Origin of the sequence: Citrobacter sp. RHBSTW-00881, assembly GCF_013728515.1 — a bacterium.
GTDB lineage: Bacteria > Pseudomonadota > Gammaproteobacteria > Enterobacterales > Enterobacteriaceae > Citrobacter > Citrobacter braakii.
This window is the reverse complement of sequence record NZ_CP056269.1, coordinates 4,219,927-4,238,722: the sequence shown is the minus strand read 5'-3', so window position 1 is coordinate 4,238,722 and position 18,796 is coordinate 4,219,927. Positions and strand designations below refer to the sequence as shown.

General features: G+C 53.2%; 19 protein-coding genes. 12 read left to right on the top strand and 7 right to left on the bottom strand.

The genetic code is table 11. The features are described from left to right. Positions 1–70 precede the first annotated feature (70 nt). The 9 genes from fabZ (at position 71) to tilS (ending at position 11,586) form a co-directional block, all read left to right on the top strand. On the top strand, positions 71–526 hold the full coding sequence (gene fabZ / locus HV311_RS20545) for a 3-hydroxyacyl-ACP dehydratase FabZ (RefSeq protein ID WP_003018528.1): 456 nt from the start codon (positions 71–73) through the stop codon (positions 524–526). A gap of 3 nt (positions 527–529) precedes the next feature. Next, on the top strand, positions 530–1,318 hold the full coding sequence (lpxA, locus tag HV311_RS20540) for an acyl-ACP--UDP-N-acetylglucosamine O-acyltransferase (protein ID WP_003018525.1): 789 nt from the start codon (positions 530–532) through the stop codon (positions 1,316–1,318). Beyond that, positions 1,318–2,466, top strand: a complete 1,149-nt coding sequence (gene lpxB, locus HV311_RS20535; RefSeq protein ID WP_003829168.1) for a lipid-A-disaccharide synthase — start codon at positions 1,318–1,320, stop codon at positions 2,464–2,466. Before lpxA ends, lpxB begins: the two co-directional genes overlap by 1 nt. Further along, complete coding sequence (rnhB, locus tag HV311_RS20530) at positions 2,463–3,059, top strand: ribonuclease HII (protein ID WP_016151768.1); 597 nt, start codon at positions 2,463–2,465, stop codon at positions 3,057–3,059. Before lpxB ends, rnhB begins: the two co-directional genes overlap by 4 nt. A 24-nt stretch (positions 3,060–3,083) precedes the next feature. Then, positions 3,084–6,566: a DNA polymerase III subunit alpha gene (gene dnaE / locus HV311_RS20525; protein ID WP_191220415.1), complete on the top strand. Its 3,483-nt coding sequence runs from the start codon at positions 3,084–3,086 to the stop codon at positions 6,564–6,566. Between the two features lie 12 nt (positions 6,567–6,578). Continuing rightward, positions 6,579–7,538: an acetyl-CoA carboxylase carboxyl transferase subunit alpha gene (gene accA / locus HV311_RS20520; RefSeq protein ID WP_003018513.1), complete on the top strand. Its 960-nt coding sequence runs from the start codon at positions 6,579–6,581 to the stop codon at positions 7,536–7,538. A 99-nt stretch (positions 7,539–7,637) separates the two neighbouring features. After that, complete coding sequence (ldcC, locus tag HV311_RS20515) at positions 7,638–9,776, top strand: lysine decarboxylase LdcC (RefSeq protein ID WP_016151770.1); 2,139 nt, start codon at positions 7,638–7,640, stop codon at positions 9,774–9,776. 66 nt (positions 9,777–9,842) lie between these two features. Beyond that, complete coding sequence (locus HV311_RS20510) at positions 9,843–10,232, top strand: VOC family protein (protein WP_016151771.1); 390 nt, start codon at positions 9,843–9,845, stop codon at positions 10,230–10,232. Between the two features lie 61 nt (positions 10,233–10,293). After that, positions 10,294–11,586, top strand: a complete 1,293-nt coding sequence (gene tilS / locus HV311_RS20505; RefSeq protein ID WP_191220414.1) for a tRNA lysidine(34) synthetase TilS — start codon at positions 10,294–10,296, stop codon at positions 11,584–11,586. Positions 11,587–11,640: 54 nt separating this feature from the next. Here tilS and rof read toward each other — a convergent pair whose 3' ends face one another. Both rof and HV311_RS20495 read right to left on the bottom strand, forming a co-directional pair. After that, positions 11,641–11,901 (bottom strand): Rho-binding antiterminator, encoded by a 261-nt coding sequence (rof, locus tag HV311_RS20500; RefSeq protein ID WP_016151773.1) that lies wholly within the window; start codon positions 11,899–11,901, stop codon positions 11,641–11,643. Beyond that, positions 11,888–12,088: a YaeP family protein gene (locus HV311_RS20495; protein ID WP_003018499.1), complete on the bottom strand. Its 201-nt coding sequence runs from the start codon at positions 12,086–12,088 to the stop codon at positions 11,888–11,890. The genes rof and HV311_RS20495 overlap by 14 nt, the downstream gene beginning before the upstream one ends. Before the next feature lie 188 nt (positions 12,089–12,276). Between HV311_RS20495 and HV311_RS20490 the strand changes: the two genes are divergently transcribed. From HV311_RS20490 to nlpE, 3 genes are read left to right on the top strand one after another with little or no spacing between them, the layout of a single operon-like run. Next, positions 12,277–12,822 (top strand): YaeQ family protein, encoded by a 546-nt coding sequence (locus HV311_RS20490; protein WP_046275338.1) that lies wholly within the window; start codon positions 12,277–12,279, stop codon positions 12,820–12,822. Beyond that, positions 12,819–13,241: an alternative ribosome rescue aminoacyl-tRNA hydrolase ArfB gene (arfB, locus tag HV311_RS20485; RefSeq protein WP_016151775.1), complete on the top strand. Its 423-nt coding sequence runs from the start codon at positions 12,819–12,821 to the stop codon at positions 13,239–13,241. The genes HV311_RS20490 and arfB overlap by 4 nt, the downstream gene beginning before the upstream one ends. Before the next feature lie 30 nt (positions 13,242–13,271). Further along, positions 13,272–13,973, top strand: a complete 702-nt coding sequence (nlpE, locus tag HV311_RS20480; RefSeq protein WP_191221213.1) for an envelope stress response activation lipoprotein NlpE — start codon at positions 13,272–13,274, stop codon at positions 13,971–13,973. Positions 13,974–14,020: 47 nt separating this feature from the next. Here the strand turns inward: nlpE and HV311_RS20475 are convergent, their stop codons facing one another. From HV311_RS20475 to metQ, 5 genes are all read right to left on the bottom strand, one after another. Further along, positions 14,021–14,845: a YaeF family permuted papain-like enzyme gene (locus HV311_RS20475; RefSeq protein WP_016151777.1), complete on the bottom strand. Its 825-nt coding sequence runs from the start codon at positions 14,843–14,845 to the stop codon at positions 14,021–14,023. A 52-nt stretch (positions 14,846–14,897) separates the two neighbouring features. Next, complete coding sequence (gene proS, locus HV311_RS20470; protein WP_016151778.1) at positions 14,898–16,616, bottom strand: proline--tRNA ligase; 1,719 nt, start codon at positions 16,614–16,616, stop codon at positions 14,898–14,900. A 113-nt stretch (positions 16,617–16,729) separates the two neighbouring features. Next, positions 16,730–17,437, bottom strand: a complete 708-nt coding sequence (gene tsaA / locus HV311_RS20465; RefSeq protein WP_047417110.1) for a tRNA (N6-threonylcarbamoyladenosine(37)-N6)-methyltransferase TrmO — start codon at positions 17,435–17,437, stop codon at positions 16,730–16,732. Further along, positions 17,434–17,838 (bottom strand): Rcs stress response system protein RcsF, encoded by a 405-nt coding sequence (gene rcsF, locus HV311_RS20460; RefSeq protein WP_016151780.1) that lies wholly within the window; start codon positions 17,836–17,838, stop codon positions 17,434–17,436. Before rcsF ends, tsaA begins: the two co-directional genes overlap by 4 nt. Before the next feature lie 116 nt (positions 17,839–17,954). After that, positions 17,955–18,770, bottom strand: a complete 816-nt coding sequence (gene metQ, locus HV311_RS20455; RefSeq protein WP_006686809.1) for a methionine ABC transporter substrate-binding lipoprotein MetQ — start codon at positions 18,768–18,770, stop codon at positions 17,955–17,957. Positions 18,771–18,796 lie beyond the last annotated feature (26 nt).

Genomic DNA, 18,796 nt, shown 5'->3' with positions numbered 1-18,796 from the left:
GTCCCATTCATACGATTGCGACAGGCCGTGTTATTATTGCCTTTTAGTATATTTTGACAGGAAGAGTATTTTGACTACTAACACTCATACTCTGCATATTGAAGAGATTTTAGAACTTCTGCCGCACCGTTTTCCGTTTCTGCTGGTTGACCGCGTGCTGGATTTTGAAGAAGGTCGCTTTCTGCGCGCAGTGAAAAATGTATCTGTTAACGAGCCTTTCTTCCAGGGCCACTTCCCGGGTAAACCTATTTTCCCTGGCGTACTGATTCTGGAAGCAATGGCGCAGGCCACTGGTATCCTCGCGTTTAAAAGCGTAGGGAAACTGGAACCAGGTGAACTGTACTATTTTGCGGGTATTGACGAAGCGCGCTTTAAGCGTCCTGTCGTGCCAGGCGATCAGATGATCATGGAAGTGACTTTCGAGAAAACGCGCCGCGGCCTGACCCGTTTTAAAGGGGTTGCGCTGGTCGACGGTAAAGTTGTGTGCGAAGCAACGATGATGTGTGCCCGTAGCCGGGAGGCCTGATACGTGATTGATAAATCCGCCTTTATTCACCCAACTGCCATTGTGGAAGAAGGCGCCAGCATTGGCGCTAACGCTCACATTGGCCCATTTTGTATTGTTGGACCCCATGTTGAAATTGGTGAGGGTACCGTACTGAAGTCTCACGTTGTCGTGAATGGCCATACAAAAATTGGTCGCGATAACGAGATCTATCAGTTTGCCTCCATCGGTGAAGTTAACCAGGATCTGAAATATGCTGGCGAACCGACCCGCGTGGAAATTGGCGATCGCAACCGCATCCGCGAAAGCGTCACCATTCATCGTGGCACAGTGCAGGGCGGTGGAGTGACGAAGGTGGGCAGCGATAACTTACTGATGATTAATGCGCACGTCGCGCATGATTGTACGGTAGGCAACCGCTGTATTCTGGCGAATAACGCCACGCTTGCCGGGCATGTGTCGCTGGATGATTTTGTTATCATCGGCGGCATGACTGCGGTGCATCAGTTCTGCATCATCGGCGCGCATGTGATGGTTGGCGGCTGTTCTGGCGTTGCTCAGGACGTGCCTCCATACGTTATCGCCCAGGGCAACCACGCAACGCCATTTGGCGTCAATATCGAAGGTCTGAAGCGTCGTGGGTTCACCCGCGAAGCGATTACCGCGATTCGTAATGCCTACAAAGCGTTGTACCGTAGTGGTAAAACGCTGGAAGAAGTGAAACCGGAAATCGCGGAACTGGCGAAACAGTACCCTGAAGTTCAGGCTTTCAGCGACTTCTTTGAGCGCTCAACGCGTGGTCTGATTCGTTAATGACTGAGCAGCGTCCTTTAACGATTGCCCTCGTCGCCGGAGAAACCTCCGGCGATATTCTTGGTGCAGGGTTAATCCGTGCACTCAAGGCTCGCGTTCCCAATGCGCGTTTTGTTGGCGTGGCGGGTCCGCTGATGCAGGCCGAAGGCTGTGAAGCATGGTACGAAATGGAAGAGCTGGCGGTAATGGGCATTGTTGAAGTGCTCGGACGCTTGCGCCGTTTACTGCATATTCGCGCCGATCTCACTCGCCGATTCACCGACTTAAAGCCGGATGTTTTCGTCGGTATTGATGCGCCTGATTTCAATATTACCCTCGAAGGTAACTTAAAAAAGCAGGGCATTAAAACCATTCATTACGTCAGCCCCTCTGTGTGGGCCTGGCGACAGAAACGCGTTTTCAAAATAGGCAGATCCACCAATATGGTGCTGGCCTTTCTGCCTTTCGAAAAAGCGTTTTATGACAAATTTAACGTCCCGTGCCGCTTTATCGGTCATACCATGGCAGATGCCATGCCGTTGGACCCGGATAAAAACGCGGCTCGCGATGTTCTGGGTATTCCCCATGACGCTCACTGCCTGGCGCTATTGCCAGGAAGCCGTGGCGCAGAAGTGGAGATGCTCAGCGCCGATTTTCTGAAAACGGCGCAGTTGTTACGCCAGCATTATCCAGATCTCGAAGTGGTAGTGCCGTTGGTGAATGCCAAACGTCGCGAGCAGTTTGAGCGCATTAAAGCTGAAGTTGCACCGGAGCTTTCCGTACATCTGCTTAATGGGATGGGACGTGAAGCGATGGTTGCCAGCGATGCCGCACTGCTGGCTTCAGGCACCGCTGCGCTGGAATGTATGCTGGCAAAATGCCCGATGGTGGTTGGCTATCGTATGAAACCTTTCACCTTTTGGCTGGCAAAGCGTCTGGTGAAGACCGATTACGTTTCGCTACCTAACCTGCTGGCGGGAAGAGAACTGGTTAAAGAGCTGTTGCAGGAAGAGTGCGAACCGCAGGCGCTGTCGCAAGCGCTGTTGCCGTTGCTGGCGAATGGCAAAACCAGCCATGCAATGCACGACACATTCCGTGAACTGCATCAGCAGATCCGTTGCAACGCTGATGAGCAGGCGGCGGATGCGGTCCTGGAGTTAGCGCAATGATTGAATTTGTATATCCGCATACGCATTTAGTGGCGGGTGTAGATGAAGTTGGACGTGGTCCTTTGGTCGGCGCGGTTGTCACTGCCGCCGTCATTCTGGATCCGGCTCGCCCTATTATCGGTCTTAACGACTCAAAAAAACTGTCGGAAAAACGTCGCCTGGCGCTATTCGATGAGATTAAAGAAAAAGCGTTAAGCTGGAGCCTGGGTCGTGCGGAACCACATGAAATCGACGAGTTGAATATTTTACATGCCACTATGCTGGCCATGCAGCGTGCGGTTGCGGGTCTGCATATAGCGCCGGAATACGTACTGATCGACGGCAATCGTTGCCCGACATTACCGGTGCCATCGCTGGCGGTGGTAAAAGGTGATAGCCGTGTGGCGGAGATTAGCGCGGCGTCGATACTGGCAAAAGTCACTCGTGATGCTGAAATGGCGGCCCTGGATACGGTGTTCCCGCAGTATGGCTTTGCACAGCACAAAGGCTATCCAACCGCTTTTCATCTGGAAAAGTTGGCAATGCATGGCGCAACAGAGCACCATCGCCGTAGTTTTGGCCCCGTCAAACGCGCACTGGGACTCACGTCCTGATTCTTGTGTCGAAGGAATCTGAAGATGTCTGAACCTCGTTTCGTCCACCTGCGGGTGCACAGCGACTACTCCATGATCGATGGGCTGGCGAAAACCGGGCCGCTGGTGAAAAAGGCGGCCGCGTTAGGCATGCCTGCGCTGGCGATCACCGATTTTACCAACCTGTGTGGTCTGGTGAAGTTTTACGGAGCGGGTCACGGTGCGGGTATCAAGCCGATAGTTGGCGCAGATTTTCATGTCCGTAGCGAACTGCTGGGCGATGAACTCACGCAGCTCACCGTGCTGGCCGCAAACAATACCGGCTATCAGAACCTGACGTTGTTGATATCGAAAGCCTATCAGCGTGGTTATGGCGCAGAAGGGCCGGTCATCGACCGGGATTGGCTGGCCGAGTTAAAAGAAGGTTTGATTTTGCTCTCTGGCGGCCGCATGGGCGACGTCGGGCGCAGCCTGCTGCGCGGTAATAGCGCACTGGTTGATGAGTGCGTAGCGTTTTACGAAGAACATTTTCCAAATTGTTACTTCCTCGAGCTTATCCGCACCGGCAGGCAAGATGAAGAAAATTATCTGCATACAGCGGTAGAACTGGCGGAAAGGTGTGGTCTTCCGGTGGTGGCGACCAACGATGTTCGTTTCCTTGAAACCGGTGATTTTGACGCGCATGAAATCCGCGTGGCAATCCATGACGGGTTCACCCTTGACGACCCGAAACGCCCGCGTAATTATTCGCCGCAGCAGTACATGCGTAGCGAAGATGAGATGTGTGAGCTGTTTTCCGATATTCCGGAAGCGCTGCAAAACACCGTTGAGATAGCTAAGCGCTGTAACGTGACGGTACGTCTGGGTGAGTATTTCCTGCCACAGTTCCCGACCGGTGATATGACCACCGAGGATTTCCTCGTGGCGAAATCGCGCGAAGGTCTGGAAGAGCGTCTGGCGTTTTTGTTCCCGGACCCTGAAGTTCGCGCCCAGAAGCGCCCGCCTTATGACGAACGTCTGGAAGTTGAACTTAAAGTTATCAACCAGATGGGATTTCCTGGCTACTTCCTGATCGTGATGGAATTTATCCAGTGGTCGAAAGATAACGGCGTACCGGTAGGCCCTGGACGTGGTTCCGGTGCCGGCTCGCTTGTCGCCTATGCGCTGAAAATTACCGACCTGGATCCGCTGGAATTTGACCTGCTGTTCGAACGATTCCTGAACCCGGAACGTGTCTCAATGCCCGACTTCGACGTTGACTTCTGTATGGAGAAACGCGACCGGGTAATTGAACACGTGGCGGAAATGTACGGTCGTGATGCGGTTTCGCAGATTATTACCTTCGGTACGATGGCGGCCAAAGCGGTTATCCGCGACGTGGGGCGCGTGCTGGGACACCCGTACGGCTTCGTGGACCGTATTTCGAAACTGGTGCCGCCCGATCCGGGCATGACGCTGGCAAAAGCCTTTGAAGCCGAACCCCAACTGCCGGAAATCTATGAGGCAGATGAAGAGGTTAAAGCGCTGATCGATATGGCGCGTAAGCTGGAAGGCGTCACGCGTAACGCCGGTAAACACGCCGGTGGTGTAGTTATCGCGCCGACCAAAATTACCGATTTTGCGCCGCTGTACTGCGATGAACAGGGGCAGCACCCGGTTACTCAGTTTGATAAGAACGACGTGGAATATGCCGGCCTTGTGAAGTTCGACTTCCTCGGCCTGCGTACGCTCACCATCATCAACTGGGCGCTGGAAATGATTAACGCGCGCCGTGAAAAGAACGGCGAGCCGCCGCTGGATATCGCCGCTATCCCGCTGGATGACAAGAAAAGCTTCGACATGCTGCAACGCTCGGAGACCACGGCGGTCTTCCAGCTTGAATCCCGCGGCATGAAAGATCTTATCAAACGGCTGCAGCCTGACTGCTTCGAAGATATGATCGCTCTGGTGGCCCTGTTCCGTCCAGGTCCGCTACAGTCGGGGATGGTAGATAACTTTATCGACCGTAAGCATGGTCGCGAAGAGATTTCCTACCCGGACGTACAATGGCAGCATGAGTGTCTGAAACCGGTACTGGAGCCGACCTACGGCATTATCCTGTATCAGGAACAGGTTATGCAGATTGCCCAGGAGTTGTCCGGATATACCCTTGGCGGTGCGGACATGTTGCGTCGTGCGATGGGTAAGAAAAAGCCGGAAGAGATGGCTAAGCAGCGCGGCACCTTTGAAGAAGGGGCGAAAAAGCGCGGCGTCGACGGCGAACTGGCGATGAAAATCTTTGACCTGGTGGAAAAATTCGCCGGTTACGGATTTAACAAATCGCACTCCGCTGCCTATGCGCTGGTCTCTTACCAGACGCTATGGCTGAAGGCGCATTACCCCGCCGAGTTTATGGCGGCGGTAATGACCGCCGATATGGATAACACCGAGAAAGTGGTCGGGCTGGTGGATGAATGCTGGCGTATGGGGCTCAAAATCCTGCCGCCGGATATCAACTCCGGGCTTTATCATTTTCACGTGAATGATGATGGCGAAATTGTCTATGGCATCGGCGCGATAAAAGGCGTGGGTGAAGGGCCAATTGAAGCTATTATTGAGGCGCGCAACGAAGGCGGTTACTTCCGCGAGCTGTTTGATCTCTGTGCGCGCACGGACATCAAAAAACTCAACCGCCGGGTGCTGGAAAAGTTAATCATGTCCGGGGCGTTTGACCGCCTTGGTCCGCATCGTGCGGCGCTGATGAATTCGCTCAACGATGCGCTAAAAGCCGCCGATCAGCATGCGAAAGCCGAGGCAACGGGTCAGGCGGACATGTTTGGCGTGCTGGCTGAAGAGCCGGAACAAATTGAACAGTCTTATGCTAACTGTACACCGTGGCCGGAGCAGGTGGTATTAGAAGGGGAACGTGAAACGTTAGGGCTTTACCTGACGGGACACCCCATCAACCAGTATTTAAAAGAAATTGAGCGCTATGTTGGAGGCCACAGGCTGAAAGACATGCATCCGACAGAACGTGGTAAAGTCACCACGGCTGCGGGGCTCGTCATTGCTGCGCGGGTAATGGTCACCAAGCGCGGCAATCGTATCGGCATCTGTACCCTGGATGACCGTTCCGGGCGTCTGGAAGTTATGTTGTTTACCGACGCCCTGGATAAATACCAGCAATTGCTGGAAAAAGACCGCATACTTATCGTCAGCGGACAGGTCAGCTTTGATGACTTCAGTGGCGGGCTTAAAATGATGGCCCGTGAAGTCATGGATATTGACGAAGCCCGGGAAAAATATGCTCGCGGGCTTGCTATCTCGCTGACGGACAGGCAAATTGATGACCAGCTTTTAAACCGACTCCGTCAGTCTCTGGAACCCCACCGCTCGGGGACAATTCCAGTACATCTCTACTATCAGAGGGCGGATGCACGTGCGCGATTGCGTTTTGGCGCAACGTGGCGTGTCTCTCCGAGCGATCGTTTGCTAAACGATCTCCGTGGCCTTATTGGTTCGGAGCAGGTGGAACTGGAGTTTGACTAATACAGGAATACTATGAGTCTGAATTTCCTTGATTTTGAACAGCCGATTGCAGAGCTGGAAGCAAAAATCGATTCTCTGACTGCGGTTAGCCGTCAGGATGAGAAACTGGATATTAACATCGATGAAGAAGTGCATCGTCTGCGTGAAAAAAGCGTAGAGCTGACGCGTAAAATCTTCGCCGATCTTGGCGCATGGCAGGTAGCCCAACTGGCGCGCCATCCACAGCGTCCGTACACCCTGGATTATGTCCGCCTGGCATTTGATGAATTTGATGAGCTGGCGGGCGATCGTGCCTATGCGGATGATAAAGCTATTGTCGGCGGCATCGCGCGTCTGGATGGCCGTCCGGTGATGATCATTGGTCATCAGAAAGGCCGTGAGACCAAAGAAAAAATTCGTCGTAATTTCGGCATGCCGGCACCGGAAGGCTATCGCAAAGCGCTGCGTCTGATGGAAATGGCCGAGCGTTTCAATATGCCGATCATTACCTTCATCGACACCCCAGGGGCTTATCCGGGCGTGGGCGCGGAAGAACGTGGTCAGTCTGAAGCGATTGCGCGCAACCTGCGTGAAATGTCGCGTCTGAGCGTACCGGTAATCTGCACCGTTATTGGTGAAGGTGGTTCCGGCGGCGCGCTGGCGATCGGCGTAGGCGATAAAGTGAATATGCTGCAATACAGCACCTATTCCGTTATCTCCCCGGAAGGCTGTGCCTCCATTCTGTGGAAAAGCGCCGACAAAGCGCCGCTGGCCGCAGAAGCAATGGGGATTATCGCGCCGCGTCTTAAAGAGCTGAAGCTTATCGACTCTATCATCCCGGAACCGCTGGGCGGCGCGCACCGCAACCCGGAAGTGATGGCTGCGTCCCTGAAAGCACAGCTGCTGGCCGATCTCGCCGACCTCGACGTGTTAAGCAAAGATGATTTGAAAAACCGTCGTTACCAGCGTCTGATGAGCTACGGTTACGCGTAAACTGCATTAATTCTGAAAAGGGCCACAACGCTGTGGCCCTTTTTTTTACCTGTGGTTTCACTAGGCTATGATTAACTAAGGTTTTTCCAGGAGGAACGCATGAATATCATTGCCATCATGGGACCGCATGGCGTCTTTTATAAAGATGAGCCCATCAAGGAACTTGAGCGTGCGCTGCAACAGCAGGGGTTTCAGATTATCTGGCCGCAGAATAGCGTCGACCTGCTTAAGTTTATCGAACATAACCCACGAATTTGCGGTGTCATTTTTGACTGGGATGAATACAGTCTGGATCTGTGCAGTGACATCAACCAGCTCAACGAGTATCTCCCGCTCTACGCCTTTATTAATACCCATTCGACGATGGATGTCAGCGCGCACGACCTGCGCATGGCGCTGTGGTTTTTTGAGTATGCGCTGGGCCAGTCTGAAGATATTGCAACCCGCATCCGTCAGTACACCAGCGAATACCTCGATAACATCACGCCTCCTTTCACCAAGGCGCTGTTTACCTATGTGAAGGAAGGAAAGTACACCTTCTGCACGCCCGGACATATGGCGGGAACGGCGTATCAGAAAAGCCCGGTAGGCTGCCTGTTCTATGATTTCTTTGGCGGCAATACGCTGAAGGCCGACGTGTCTATTTCCGTGACTGAACTCGGATCGCTGCTGGATCATACTGGCCCGCATCTGGAAGCGGAGGAGTATATCGCGCGCACCTTTGGCGCCGAGCAGAGCTATATGGTGACCAACGGCACCTCGACGTCGAACAAGATTGTCGGCATGTATGCCGCGCCTTCAGGCAGTACGCTACTGATTGATCGCAACTGCCATAAGTCGCTGGCGCATTTGCTCATGATGAGCGATGTGGTGCCAATCTGGCTGAAGCCTACGCGCAATGCGCTGGGGATCCTCGGCGGTATACCTCGTCGGGAATTCACCCGCGCAAGCATTGAACGCAAGGTAGAAGAGACCCCTCAGGCACTATGGCCGGTACACGCGGTGATCACCAACTCCACCTATGACGGCCTGTTGTATAACACTAACTGGATCAAGCAAACCCTGGATGTGCCCTCCATTCATTTTGATTCTGCCTGGGTGCCGTATACCCATTTTCACCCGATCTATCAGGGGAAAAGCGGGATGAGCGGCGAACGGGTGCCGGGGAAAGTGATTTTTGAAACCCAGTCAACCCACAAGATGCTGGCGGCACTATCACAGGCTTCTCTGATCCACATTAAGGGCGACTACGACGAAGAGACGTTCAACGAAGCCTTTATGATGCACACTTCCACTTCCCCGAGCTACCCGATTGTCGCGTCGATAGAAACGGCGGCGGCAATGCTGCGTGGCAATTCAGGCAAGCGGTTGATCAATCGTTCGGTGGAGCGGGCGCTGCATTTCCGTAAAGAAGTGCAGCGGCTACGCGAAGAGTCGGATGGCTGGTTCTTTGATATCTGGCAGCCGGAAAGGGTAGATGAAGCGGAGTGCTGGCCGGTAGCGCCTGGTGAAGACTGGCACGGATTTGTTGATGCTGACGCCGACCATATGTTCCTCGACCCGGTGAAGGTCACCATTCTTACGCCGGGAATGGATGAACAGGGAAATATGAGTGAAGAGGGGATCCCTGCGGCGCTGGTGGCGAAATTCCTTGATGAGCGCGGCGTCGTTGTCGAGAAAACGGGACCGTATAATCTGTTGTTCCTGTTCAGTATTGGCATTGATAAAACCCGGGCGATGGGGCTACTGCGCGGCCTGACGGAATTTAAACGCTCGTACGATCTGAATTTACGCGTGAAAAATATGCTGCCGGATCTGTATGCCGAGGATCCCGATTTCTATCGTAATATGCGTATTCAGGATCTGGCGCAGGGGATCCATAAGTTGATCCGCCAGCACGATCTCTCCGGGCTGATGCTGCGGGCATTTGATACCTTACCGGAAATGAAAATGACCCCGCACCAGGCCTGGCAGCGGCAGATCAAAGGTGAGGTCGAAACGGTGGCGCTCGATCAACTGGTGGGGCGCATTTCTGCCAATATGATTCTGCCTTATCCTCCCGGTGTGCCGCTCTTGATGCCCGGGGAAATGATCACGGCCAAAAGCCGGGCTGTACTCGATTTTCTGCTGATGTTGTGTTCAGTGGGCCATCACTATCCTGGATTTGAAACCGATATCCATGGCGCTAAACTGGGTGAAGATGGCGTGTATCGCGTGCGAGTCCTAAAAATGGCATGACGACTTGCGTGAACCCATTACGCACGAGTAACGTGCTGGCAGAAAAACGAAAGAGGCGATGACGCTATGCTGGGATTAAAACAGGTTCACCATATTGCCATTATTGCGACGGATTACGCGGCGAGTAAGGCATTTTACTGTGATGTGCTGGGCTTTACGCTAATCAGCGAAGCCTACCGGGAAGAACGTGACTCGTGGAAGGGTGATCTGGCATTGAACGGTCAGTATGTGATTGAGCTTTTTTCTTTTCCATTTCCGCCTTGCCGTCCGAGCCGACCGGAAGCCTGCGGTTTACGCCATCTGGCGTTCAGCGTAGATGACGTGGAAAAAGCGATCGCGCATCTGGAAGCTCACCACGTGAAGTGCGAATCCGTGCGTATCGATCCGTTTACCGGCAAACGCTTTACGTTTTTTAACGATCCGGACGGATTACCGCTCGAACTGTACGAGCTGTAAGTCTTATCATTGTGGCATTAGTCCGGCAATGTGCAGGGCAATGCCCTTGTAAGTAACCATCATGACGACACTCACGCTGAACACTTCACTGCTAAATTCTCAATCGATTCTGGTCGCCTTTAGCGGCGGGCTGGACTCCACCGTGCTGCTGCATCAGCTGGTACTGTGGCGAGCGCAAAATCCTGAGGTTGCCTTGCGCGCAATCCATATTCATCACGGATTAAGCCCGCAGGCAGACAGTTGGGTGCAACACTGTGAGTCGGTATGCGCACAGTGGCAGGTGCCGCTGGTGGTTGAACGGGTCCATCTTGAGGATGATGGTCTGGGTGTCGAAGCTCAGGCGCGACGCGCGCGCTATCAGGCATTTGCGCAGACCTTACTACCGGGTGAAGTGCTGATGACCGCCCAGCATCTCGACGACCAGTGTGAAACTTTTCTACTGGCGCTTAAGCGCGGCAGTGGTCCTGCCGGGCTCTCCGCCATGGGCGAAAGCTCACCATTTGCCGGAACCCAACTGATTCGACCGCTGCTGGCGCAAACGCGAGAGGCGCTTGAAGCATGGGCGCGACAGCATGAATTATGCTGGATCGAAGATGAAAGTAATCAGGATGATGCCTACGATCGCAATTTTCTCAGATTGCGCGTTACCCCTTTGCTCCAACAACGATGGCCGCACTTCGCGCAAGCCGCAGCCCGCAGCGCCGCGCTGTGCGCCGAGCAGGAGAGTTTACTGGATGAACTGCTGGCCAACGATTTAGCCGACTGCGTGACTGCCCAAGGCACACTGTTACTGGCACCGTTAATGATGATGAGTGGCATGCGGCGTGCCGCTCTGCTTCGTCGCTGGCTGGCGGGGTTAAATGCGCCGATGCCTTCCCGGGACGGGCTGGAACGTATCTGGCACGAAGTGGCGTTGGCGCGAGAAGATGCTTCCCCCTGTTTTCGTCTGGGAGAATATGAGGTCCGTCGCTATCAGTCACAGCTATGGTGGGTCAAATCGGTCGACGGGCAAAGCGAAACCGTCATCTCGTGGTCATGCCGGGAAACGCCGTTGACGCTGCCAGCCGGGTTAGGCTCGGTGCAGCTAATCTCGGCTGGCGAATTGCGCATGCCGCAAGCAGGTGAAGCCATCAGTATTCGTTTTAAAGCGCCAGGCGTATTGCATATTGTCGGGCGTAACGGTGGACGTAAATTAAAGAAAATCTGGCAGGAGCAGGGGATCCCGCCCTGGCGACGAGATACCACGCCGTTGTTGTTTTACGGTGAAACGTTGATTGCGGCTGCGGGTGTTTTTGTGACGCGTGAGGGTGCGGCGGTAGATGAAGAAGGTATGAGTCTGATTTGGCATGCCTGATGGCGGTGCGATTATCAGGCCTGGTCATTTAGGCCTGATAAGGTGCAAGAAAAGTTAAGATTCGCTGACGACCACGGTACCGATTTGCGGGTGGCTGAAGCTGGCAATTTTATCGAGACGAAGCTCCCGGATTTCACCTGCGACATCTGCGACCAGATACTCCACGTTTTTGCGTGAAACCAGGTCATTCGCTTTCGCCTGCAAAACTTCGCCATCTTTTAGCGCCAGCGTCAGTAACAAATGGTTCTGGCAGGCGAGTTCAAGATTGTCGTAATCATCACAATTGATGGGTTGATACGTTTCATTCATTGACATAATCGCTCACCAGTAAGTTGGCGGCAGCATAGGCCGCTTTTTCCCTGACCGACTCTGGAAGGGCGCTGTCTGCCGCCACTTCATTAAGCACCTTCAATACGCAACCCAGCGCATCCGGGATATACCCTAAGTCTCCGCTGGCGATTTCCGCGTACCGCTTGCGTATTAACTCACAATATTTTTCCACATGCCCTCCTGTCAGCACTCTGACTTAACCGTGGATGCAAGTCTAAGCCTACGAAGATAAACTCTGTTTAGCAAGGTGACTATACCATACTCATTCAAGCAATATCAGCGCCTTGATTGAGGAGCTGTTAGCAGCCTTTTGCCGCAGTTTTCGCTACAATGAGCGCCTGATTCGAAAGGAGTTCTCTCATGGCGCTTAAAGCGACAATTTATAAAGCCGTCGTCAACGTAGCGGATCTCGACCGCAACCAGTTCCTTGACGCGGCCTTGACGCTGGCGCGTCATCCCTCTGAAACCCAGGAGCGCATGATGCTGCGCCTGCTGGCCTGGATTAAATATGCCGATGAACGACTGCAGTTCACGCGTGGCCTGAGTGCTGAAGACGAGCCTGAAGCATGGCTGCGTAACGACCATCTGGGCATCGATCTCTGGATTGAACTGGGTCTGCCGGATGAGCGTCGTATTAAAAAAGCCTGTACCCAGTCTGGTGAGGTTGCCCTGTTTACTTACAACAGCCGTGCGGCCCAGATCTGGTGGCAGCAAAACCAGAACAAGTGCGCACAGTTTAAAAATCTCACCGTGTGGTATCTGGATGATGAACAGCTGGCGCAACTGAGTGATTTTGCTGGTCGTACAATGGCGCTGCAGGCAACTATCCAGGATGGCGCTATCTGGTTGTCTGATTCTCAGAACAATCTGGAAATTCATCTGACCGCGTGGCAGCCGCGTTCATGATTGTTATCTCCCGAAACGTCTCTATCCCTGACAGTGAGCTGGAAATCACGGCGATTCGGGCACAGGGCGCGGGCGGTCAGCACGTTAACAAGACCTCCACGGCTATCCATTTGCGCTTTGACATTCGGGCCTCAGGCCTGCCAGAGTATTACAAGGAACGTCTGCTGGCCGCCAGCCATCATCTGATTAGCAGCGATGGCGTTATTATCATAAAGGCGCAGGAATACCGTAGCCAGGAGCTAAATCGGGAAGCGGCAATCTCCCGACTGGTGGCGGTGATAAAAGAATTAACCGCGGTGCAAAAAAGCCGACAGGCAACACGTCCTACGCGCGCCTCGAAAGAGCGCAGGTTGTCATCGAAGGCGCAAAAATCCACAGTGAAAGCACTGCGTGGGAGAGTTCGTCGAACGCAAGACTGACGAGCGGGAATAAAAAATTATAAGGAATTCATAGTGAAAACAGCAATATTGTCCGTGGTCGCTGCATGCACGCTTTTTTCCTTGATCGGCTGTAACAACCGTACTGAAGTCGATGTACTACAGCCGACGCGGGCGGCAGAATTAAAACCGATGCAGCAAAGCTGGCGTGGCATTTTGCCTTGCGCGGACTGCGAAGGAATTGAAACCTCTCTGTTCCTGGAAAAAGACGGCACATGGGTGATGAACGAACGCTATCAGGGCGTGCGGGATGAACCGTCCTCCTTTGCTTCTTATGGTACATGGGCGCGCACTGCCGATAAGCTGGTGCTGACTGACAGCAAAGGTGAAAAGTCGTACTACCGGGCAAAAGGTGAAGCGCTGGAGATGCTGGATCGTGAAGGTAACCCGATTGAGTCACAGTTCAACTACACGCTTGAGCCAGTTTCTGCCAGCTTACCGGTGACGCCAATGCCGATGCGGGGGATGTACTTCTATATGGCTGACGCGGCAACCTTCACTGATTGTGCGACGGGTAAAAGAGTCTCTGTCGCGAACAATGCACAACTGGAGCGATATTATCTGACTGCGCGTGGTGCAACGGATAAGGCAGTACTGCTTACTGTGGAAGGGCACTTCACGATGGAAGAAAATCCTGATACGGGCACACCAGTGAAAACCTTAAGAGCGGATAAAGAAATTAAGTTTATCCCTGGCCAGAGTTGCGATGATTAATCTGCAGCTTATAAAAACTGTCCGGCGATCGCCCGGACAGTTTTTCCTTATCGGATCAATCCAACAAAACGGCTGGTTTTGATATAAATCCCTAACTTCAGGTGGCCGATATACTGTAGCTGCGTTTCAGACTTAAAAGCGGAAATGTCACCTTCGCGCATATGCATCAGGTCGGAAGGGCTAATCCAACCCGGCTGCGCCATTGTTAGCGGGTGCCCGGCTGTGGCAAACGCATCGGTTACAAATTCGGAGCAAAACCACGCCTTCTTTTCTCCTTCACTGGTATTGTTCAACTGTGCTTTTGCCAACCCGCTGACGCATTGCTGGCGAAAATCCTCTGAGAAAGGATTCAATGAACATATTTGCCGGGTCACCATAAACGGAATAAATTCGACGATGCCGCGGTAGTTATAGCCGCTATCTTTGATTTTATAAGCGAATGTTTTGATTTCTTCGGCCTGCTGCGGTGTGAGGTTGGGGACCCGCAGAGCAAAAAGCTTATCGCTGTGATTTTCAGCCTTTTTAAGCGAAATGATTTGTACTCCCGCCCCGGTCGCTTCGGCAACTTCATTATCGCCAAGGTAAACGGCGACATGGCTGACAGAAGAGGTGCTGAACGCGCGAATACCAAATGAGGTCACCCCAAGACTGGAGGAGAACAGCAGGTCGCCCGGCCTGAGGTCGGTATCCGTAATTTCATGCAGCGCTTGATCGGTAAATGAACTTTGATGCTGGAGTTTTACCTCCCATTTCTTTGCCTGGGCATCAACAGCCGTTGCTGATGAATTTTGCTGACTGACGTCAATCGTGCAGGCTGAAAGCAGAAGACCGAAGGGGAGGAGCAGGCAGTAATACGCCGTTGGTTTAGCCATTTTATACAATCCATGTAAAAAAGGCCCTGATCCTCAGGGCCTTGTGCTGGTATTAGCCTTTAATAGCTTTGACCAGGTAGTCGACGATGTCGCCGGTTTTAATCAGCTCTTTCTCGCCGTTACGACGGTATTTGTATTCGATATCGTCGTTGTCGAGGTTACGGTCGCCCAGCACGATGGTATGCGGAATACCGATGAGCTCCATATCAGCAAACATCACGCCTGGACGCTCTTTACGATCGTCCATCAGCACTTCAATACCCTGCGCGCGCAGCTCCGCGTACAGCTTCTCAGCCAGCTCCTGCACACGGTAGGATTTGTGCATGTTCATCGGCAGAATAGCAACCTGGAACGGGGCAATGGCGTCTGGCCATACAATGCCGCGATCGTCGTAGTTCTGTTCAATCGCAGCAGCCACAACGCGAGTGACCCCGATACCGTAGCAGCCCATGGTCAGCGTCTGGTTACGACCATCTTCTCCCTGAACGGCGGCTTTCATCGCTTCAGAGTACTTGGTACCCAACTGGAAGATGTGGCCCACTTCGATACCGCGTTTGATCATCAGCGTACCTTTGCCATCCGGGCTTGGATCGCCGGCGACCACGTTACGAATGTCAGCCACTTCCGGGGTGGCCACGTCACGATCCCAGTTGATACCGAAATAGTGTTTACCATCGATGTTGGCACCGGCAGCAAAATCGCTCATTACCGCAACGGTACGGTCGATAACTACCGGAATCGGCATGTTCACCGGACCCAGAGATCCAGGACCTGCTTTAACCAGCGCACGAATCTCTTCTTCGGTGGCGAAGGTCAGCGGGCTGGCAACCTGCGGCAGTTTTTCCGCCTTGACTTCGTTCAGCTCGTGATCGCCACGAACCAGCAGCGCAACCAGCGGGTAGCTGCTGCCTTCAACCGCTTTCACCAGCAGGGTTTTCACGGTTTTCTCGATAGGCAGGTTGAATTGTTCAACCAGCTCGGCGATGGTCTTAGCGTTCGGCGTATCAACCAGCGTCATTTCCTGTGTTGCAGCGGCGCGCGGTTCTTTCGGTGCAACAGCTTCGGCAAACTCGATGTTTGCCGCATAGTCGGAAGAGTCAGAGAAGATCACATCGTCTTCACCGCTCTGCGCCAGCACCTGGAATTCGTGAGAGGCGCTGCCGCCGATAGAACCGGTATCCGCTTGTACCGCACGGAAATCCAGCCCCATACGGCTGAAGATTTTGCTGTACGCAGCGTACATCGCGTCGTAGGTTTCCTGCAGAGATTCCTGAGAGGTGTGGAAAGAGTAGGCATCTTTCATCAGGAATTCGCGGGAACGCATCACGCCGAAGCGCGGACGCACTTCGTCACGGAATTTGGTCTGGATCTGATAGAAGTTCAGCGGCAGCTGTTTGTAGGAGCTCAGCTCATTACGGATCAGGTCGGTGATCACTTCTTCATGCGTTGGGCCGAGTACGAACGAACGATCGCCACGGTCAGCAATACGCAGCAGTTCCGGGCCGTATTGTTCCCAACGGCCGCTCTCTTCCCACAGTTCAGAAGGCTGAACGACCGGCATCAACACCTCGATCGCACCGGCGTTGTTCATCTCTTCACGCACGATGTTTTCGACTTTTTTCAGGACGCGCACGCCGGTCGGCAGCCAGGTATATAACCCGGAGGCCAGCTTGCGGATCATCCCGGCGCGCAGCATCAGCTGGTGGCTGATGACCTCGGCGTCGGCAGGTGTCTCCTTCAGAGTGGAGAGCAGATATTGGCTAGTACGCATGTTGTTACGGTTCCAGTTGAACGATCGAACAGGCTCAAAATGAGCCTGGCACAAAACAAAAGTGGTTTAGTTTACCAGCGAGAAGGGGATGTCAAAAGAGTACGCGATGCAAATTAGCGGGCTTCCAGAGCAAAGACCTCAAATCCTGACGGCGTCACGCGCCAGCGGACGTTAAAGTCCAGCAACCAGACGGCATAGGTTTTGCCTTCTTCCTCGTTTTTACGGTAGGCAGGACGCGGATCCTGCGCCAGCACTTCGGCAATAAACTGACGAAGATGCGGGTAACGCTGTTCGAGCTTTGGTAGTTGCTCAGCCAGCTCTTCACTGAACGTCACGTCTACACTGGCCTGCGGCGCGTCCTGAGCATAGCTGGCGCGAGCATCTGGCAGCGATTCGGCAAACGGCAGATACGGTTTTATATCCACTACCGGCGTGCCATCAACAAGATCCAGCCCGCCGAGCTCAAGGATTACGTGCTCTTTATGGCAACGGATGCCCCGCAGCTCAACCAACGACATGCCAACAGGGTTCGGACGAAACGTTGAACGCGTGGCAAAAACGCCCATTCTGGCATTGCCGCCAAGACGGGGAGGGCGCACGGTTGGACGCCATCCACCTTCCATTGTCTGGTGAAAAACAAAAATCACCCACAAATGGCTGAAGGCTTCCAGGCCGCGAACGGCATCGGCCTGGTTATAAGGTGCGAGCAAATGCAGTTCACCGCTGGCACTTTTCACCAGACCTGGCTGGCGTGGAACGGCGAACTTTTCTTTATAAGGTGAGCGGATAACGCCTATTTGCTCGAACTGAAAATGGCTCATTTCGCCGAAATGTTCAGTGCAGAACCGATGCAAACCGCCTGGCGATAGCAACCCGGCGTTCCGCTGGTTACTTCGCAACTGTGCAGCAATACCGCATTTGCTTTCATTTTAGATGCGTTAATCTGCATGCGTTTGCGTGCGGTTGGAATGCTCGGCGGAGAATCCTGGTTGGATGCCTGGCAGGATTCGCCGCTGACTTCGCCGAGATCGCGGAACGGTTTGCCAACTAAATCTTCAGCGTTAGTAATGATTCTTACTGGCGCCGCGCGCGGTGCTTTGGGTTTTTCCGGCTCCGCTTTAGGCGGGGTAGCGGTGCTTTGAACGGGTTCAACAGGGGATCTGCTTAACATAGAACAGCCGCTCAGCATGAGTGCTACTAAACAGATCGGTAAAGCACGCATAATATTTCCTCAATGAATGATCTAAACGTCAGATATTGAATCAGGTGCTTGCATAAATGACAAGACGGGCAAGCGCCCGTCCTGATGATATTACAGATTCTGGAAACAGCCTAAAATTACCAGCCCTTAACAGCACCGCCGTTGAAGACTTTGTTTGCTGCTTCGTACACTTCGTCAGACTGGTATGCCTGAACGAATTTCTTCACATTCTCAGCATCTTTATTGTCTTCACGAGTCACGATCAGGTTTACGTACGGAGAATCTTTATCTTCAACAAAGATACCGTCTTTAGCCGGGGTCAGGCCGATCTGGCTGGCGTAGGTCGTGTTGATGACCGCCAGTGCGATTTGCGCATCGTCCAGGGAACGCGGCAGCTGCGGCGCTTCCAGTTCAACCAGCTTCAGGTTTTTCGGGTTTTCAATCACGTCCAGCGCGGTCGGCAGCAGACCAACACCGTCTTTCAGTTTGATTAAGCCCACTTTTTGCAGCAGCAGCAGGGAGCGGCCAAGGTTAGTCGGATCGTTTGGAATCGCGACCTGAGAGCCTTCCTGCAACTCATCCAGTGACTTGATTTTTTTAGAGTAGCCCGCAATCGGGTAAACAAAAGTATTACCTGCGGCAACCAGTTTGTAGCCGCGATCTTTGATCTGTTGATCCAGATACGGTTTGTGCTGGAAGGCGTTAGCATCAATATCGCCTTTGCTCAGTGCTTCGTTAGGCAGGACGTAATCGTTAAACGTGACCAGCTCAACGTCCAGACCGTATTTTTCTTTAGCCACTTTCTGCGCGACTTCTGCGACCTGCTGCTCTGCGCCAACAATAACGCCCACTTTGATGTGGTTAGGATCTTTTTCATCCTGACCGCAACCCACAAGTGCCAGAGAACCGATCAGGGCTCCAACTGCCGCAAAGGTTTTGAATTTGAACGCCATGCTTATTTCCTTTTCTTAATGAGTTT

Bases quoted from the DNA above. Each gene is read 5' to 3' on its own strand.
- tsaA (WP_047417110.1), bottom strand. From the start codon at position 17,437: ATGAGCCATTTTCAGTTCGAGCAAATAGGCGTTATCCGCTCACCTTAT.
- proS (WP_016151778.1), bottom strand. From the start codon at position 16,616: ATGCGTACTAGCCAATATCTGCTCTCCACTCTGAAGGAGACACCTGCC.
- rcsF (WP_016151780.1), bottom strand. From the start codon at position 17,838: ATGCGTGCTTTACCGATCTGTTTAGTAGCACTCATGCTGAGCGGCTGT.
- lpxB (WP_003829168.1), top strand. From the start codon at position 1,318: ATGACTGAGCAGCGTCCTTTAACGATTGCCCTCGTCGCCGGAGAAACC.
- ldcC (WP_016151770.1), top strand. From the start codon at position 7,638: ATGAATATCATTGCCATCATGGGACCGCATGGCGTCTTTTATAAAGAT.
- accA (WP_003018513.1), top strand. From the start codon at position 6,579: ATGAGTCTGAATTTCCTTGATTTTGAACAGCCGATTGCAGAGCTGGAA.
- rnhB (WP_016151768.1), top strand. From the start codon at position 2,463: ATGATTGAATTTGTATATCCGCATACGCATTTAGTGGCGGGTGTAGAT.
- arfB (WP_016151775.1), top strand. From the start codon at position 12,819: ATGATTGTTATCTCCCGAAACGTCTCTATCCCTGACAGTGAGCTGGAA.
- dnaE (WP_191220415.1), top strand. From the start codon at position 3,084: ATGTCTGAACCTCGTTTCGTCCACCTGCGGGTGCACAGCGACTACTCC.
- HV311_RS20510 (WP_016151771.1), top strand. From the start codon at position 9,843: ATGCTGGGATTAAAACAGGTTCACCATATTGCCATTATTGCGACGGAT.
- HV311_RS20490 (WP_046275338.1), top strand. From the start codon at position 12,277: ATGGCGCTTAAAGCGACAATTTATAAAGCCGTCGTCAACGTAGCGGAT.
- tilS (WP_191220414.1), top strand. From the start codon at position 10,294: ATGACGACACTCACGCTGAACACTTCACTGCTAAATTCTCAATCGATT.
- HV311_RS20475 (WP_016151777.1), bottom strand. From the start codon at position 14,845: ATGGCTAAACCAACGGCGTATTACTGCCTGCTCCTCCCCTTCGGTCTT.
- metQ (WP_006686809.1), bottom strand. From the start codon at position 18,770: ATGGCGTTCAAATTCAAAACCTTTGCGGCAGTTGGAGCCCTGATCGGT.
- rof (WP_016151773.1), bottom strand. From the start codon at position 11,901: ATGTCAATGAATGAAACGTATCAACCCATCAATTGTGATGATTACGAC.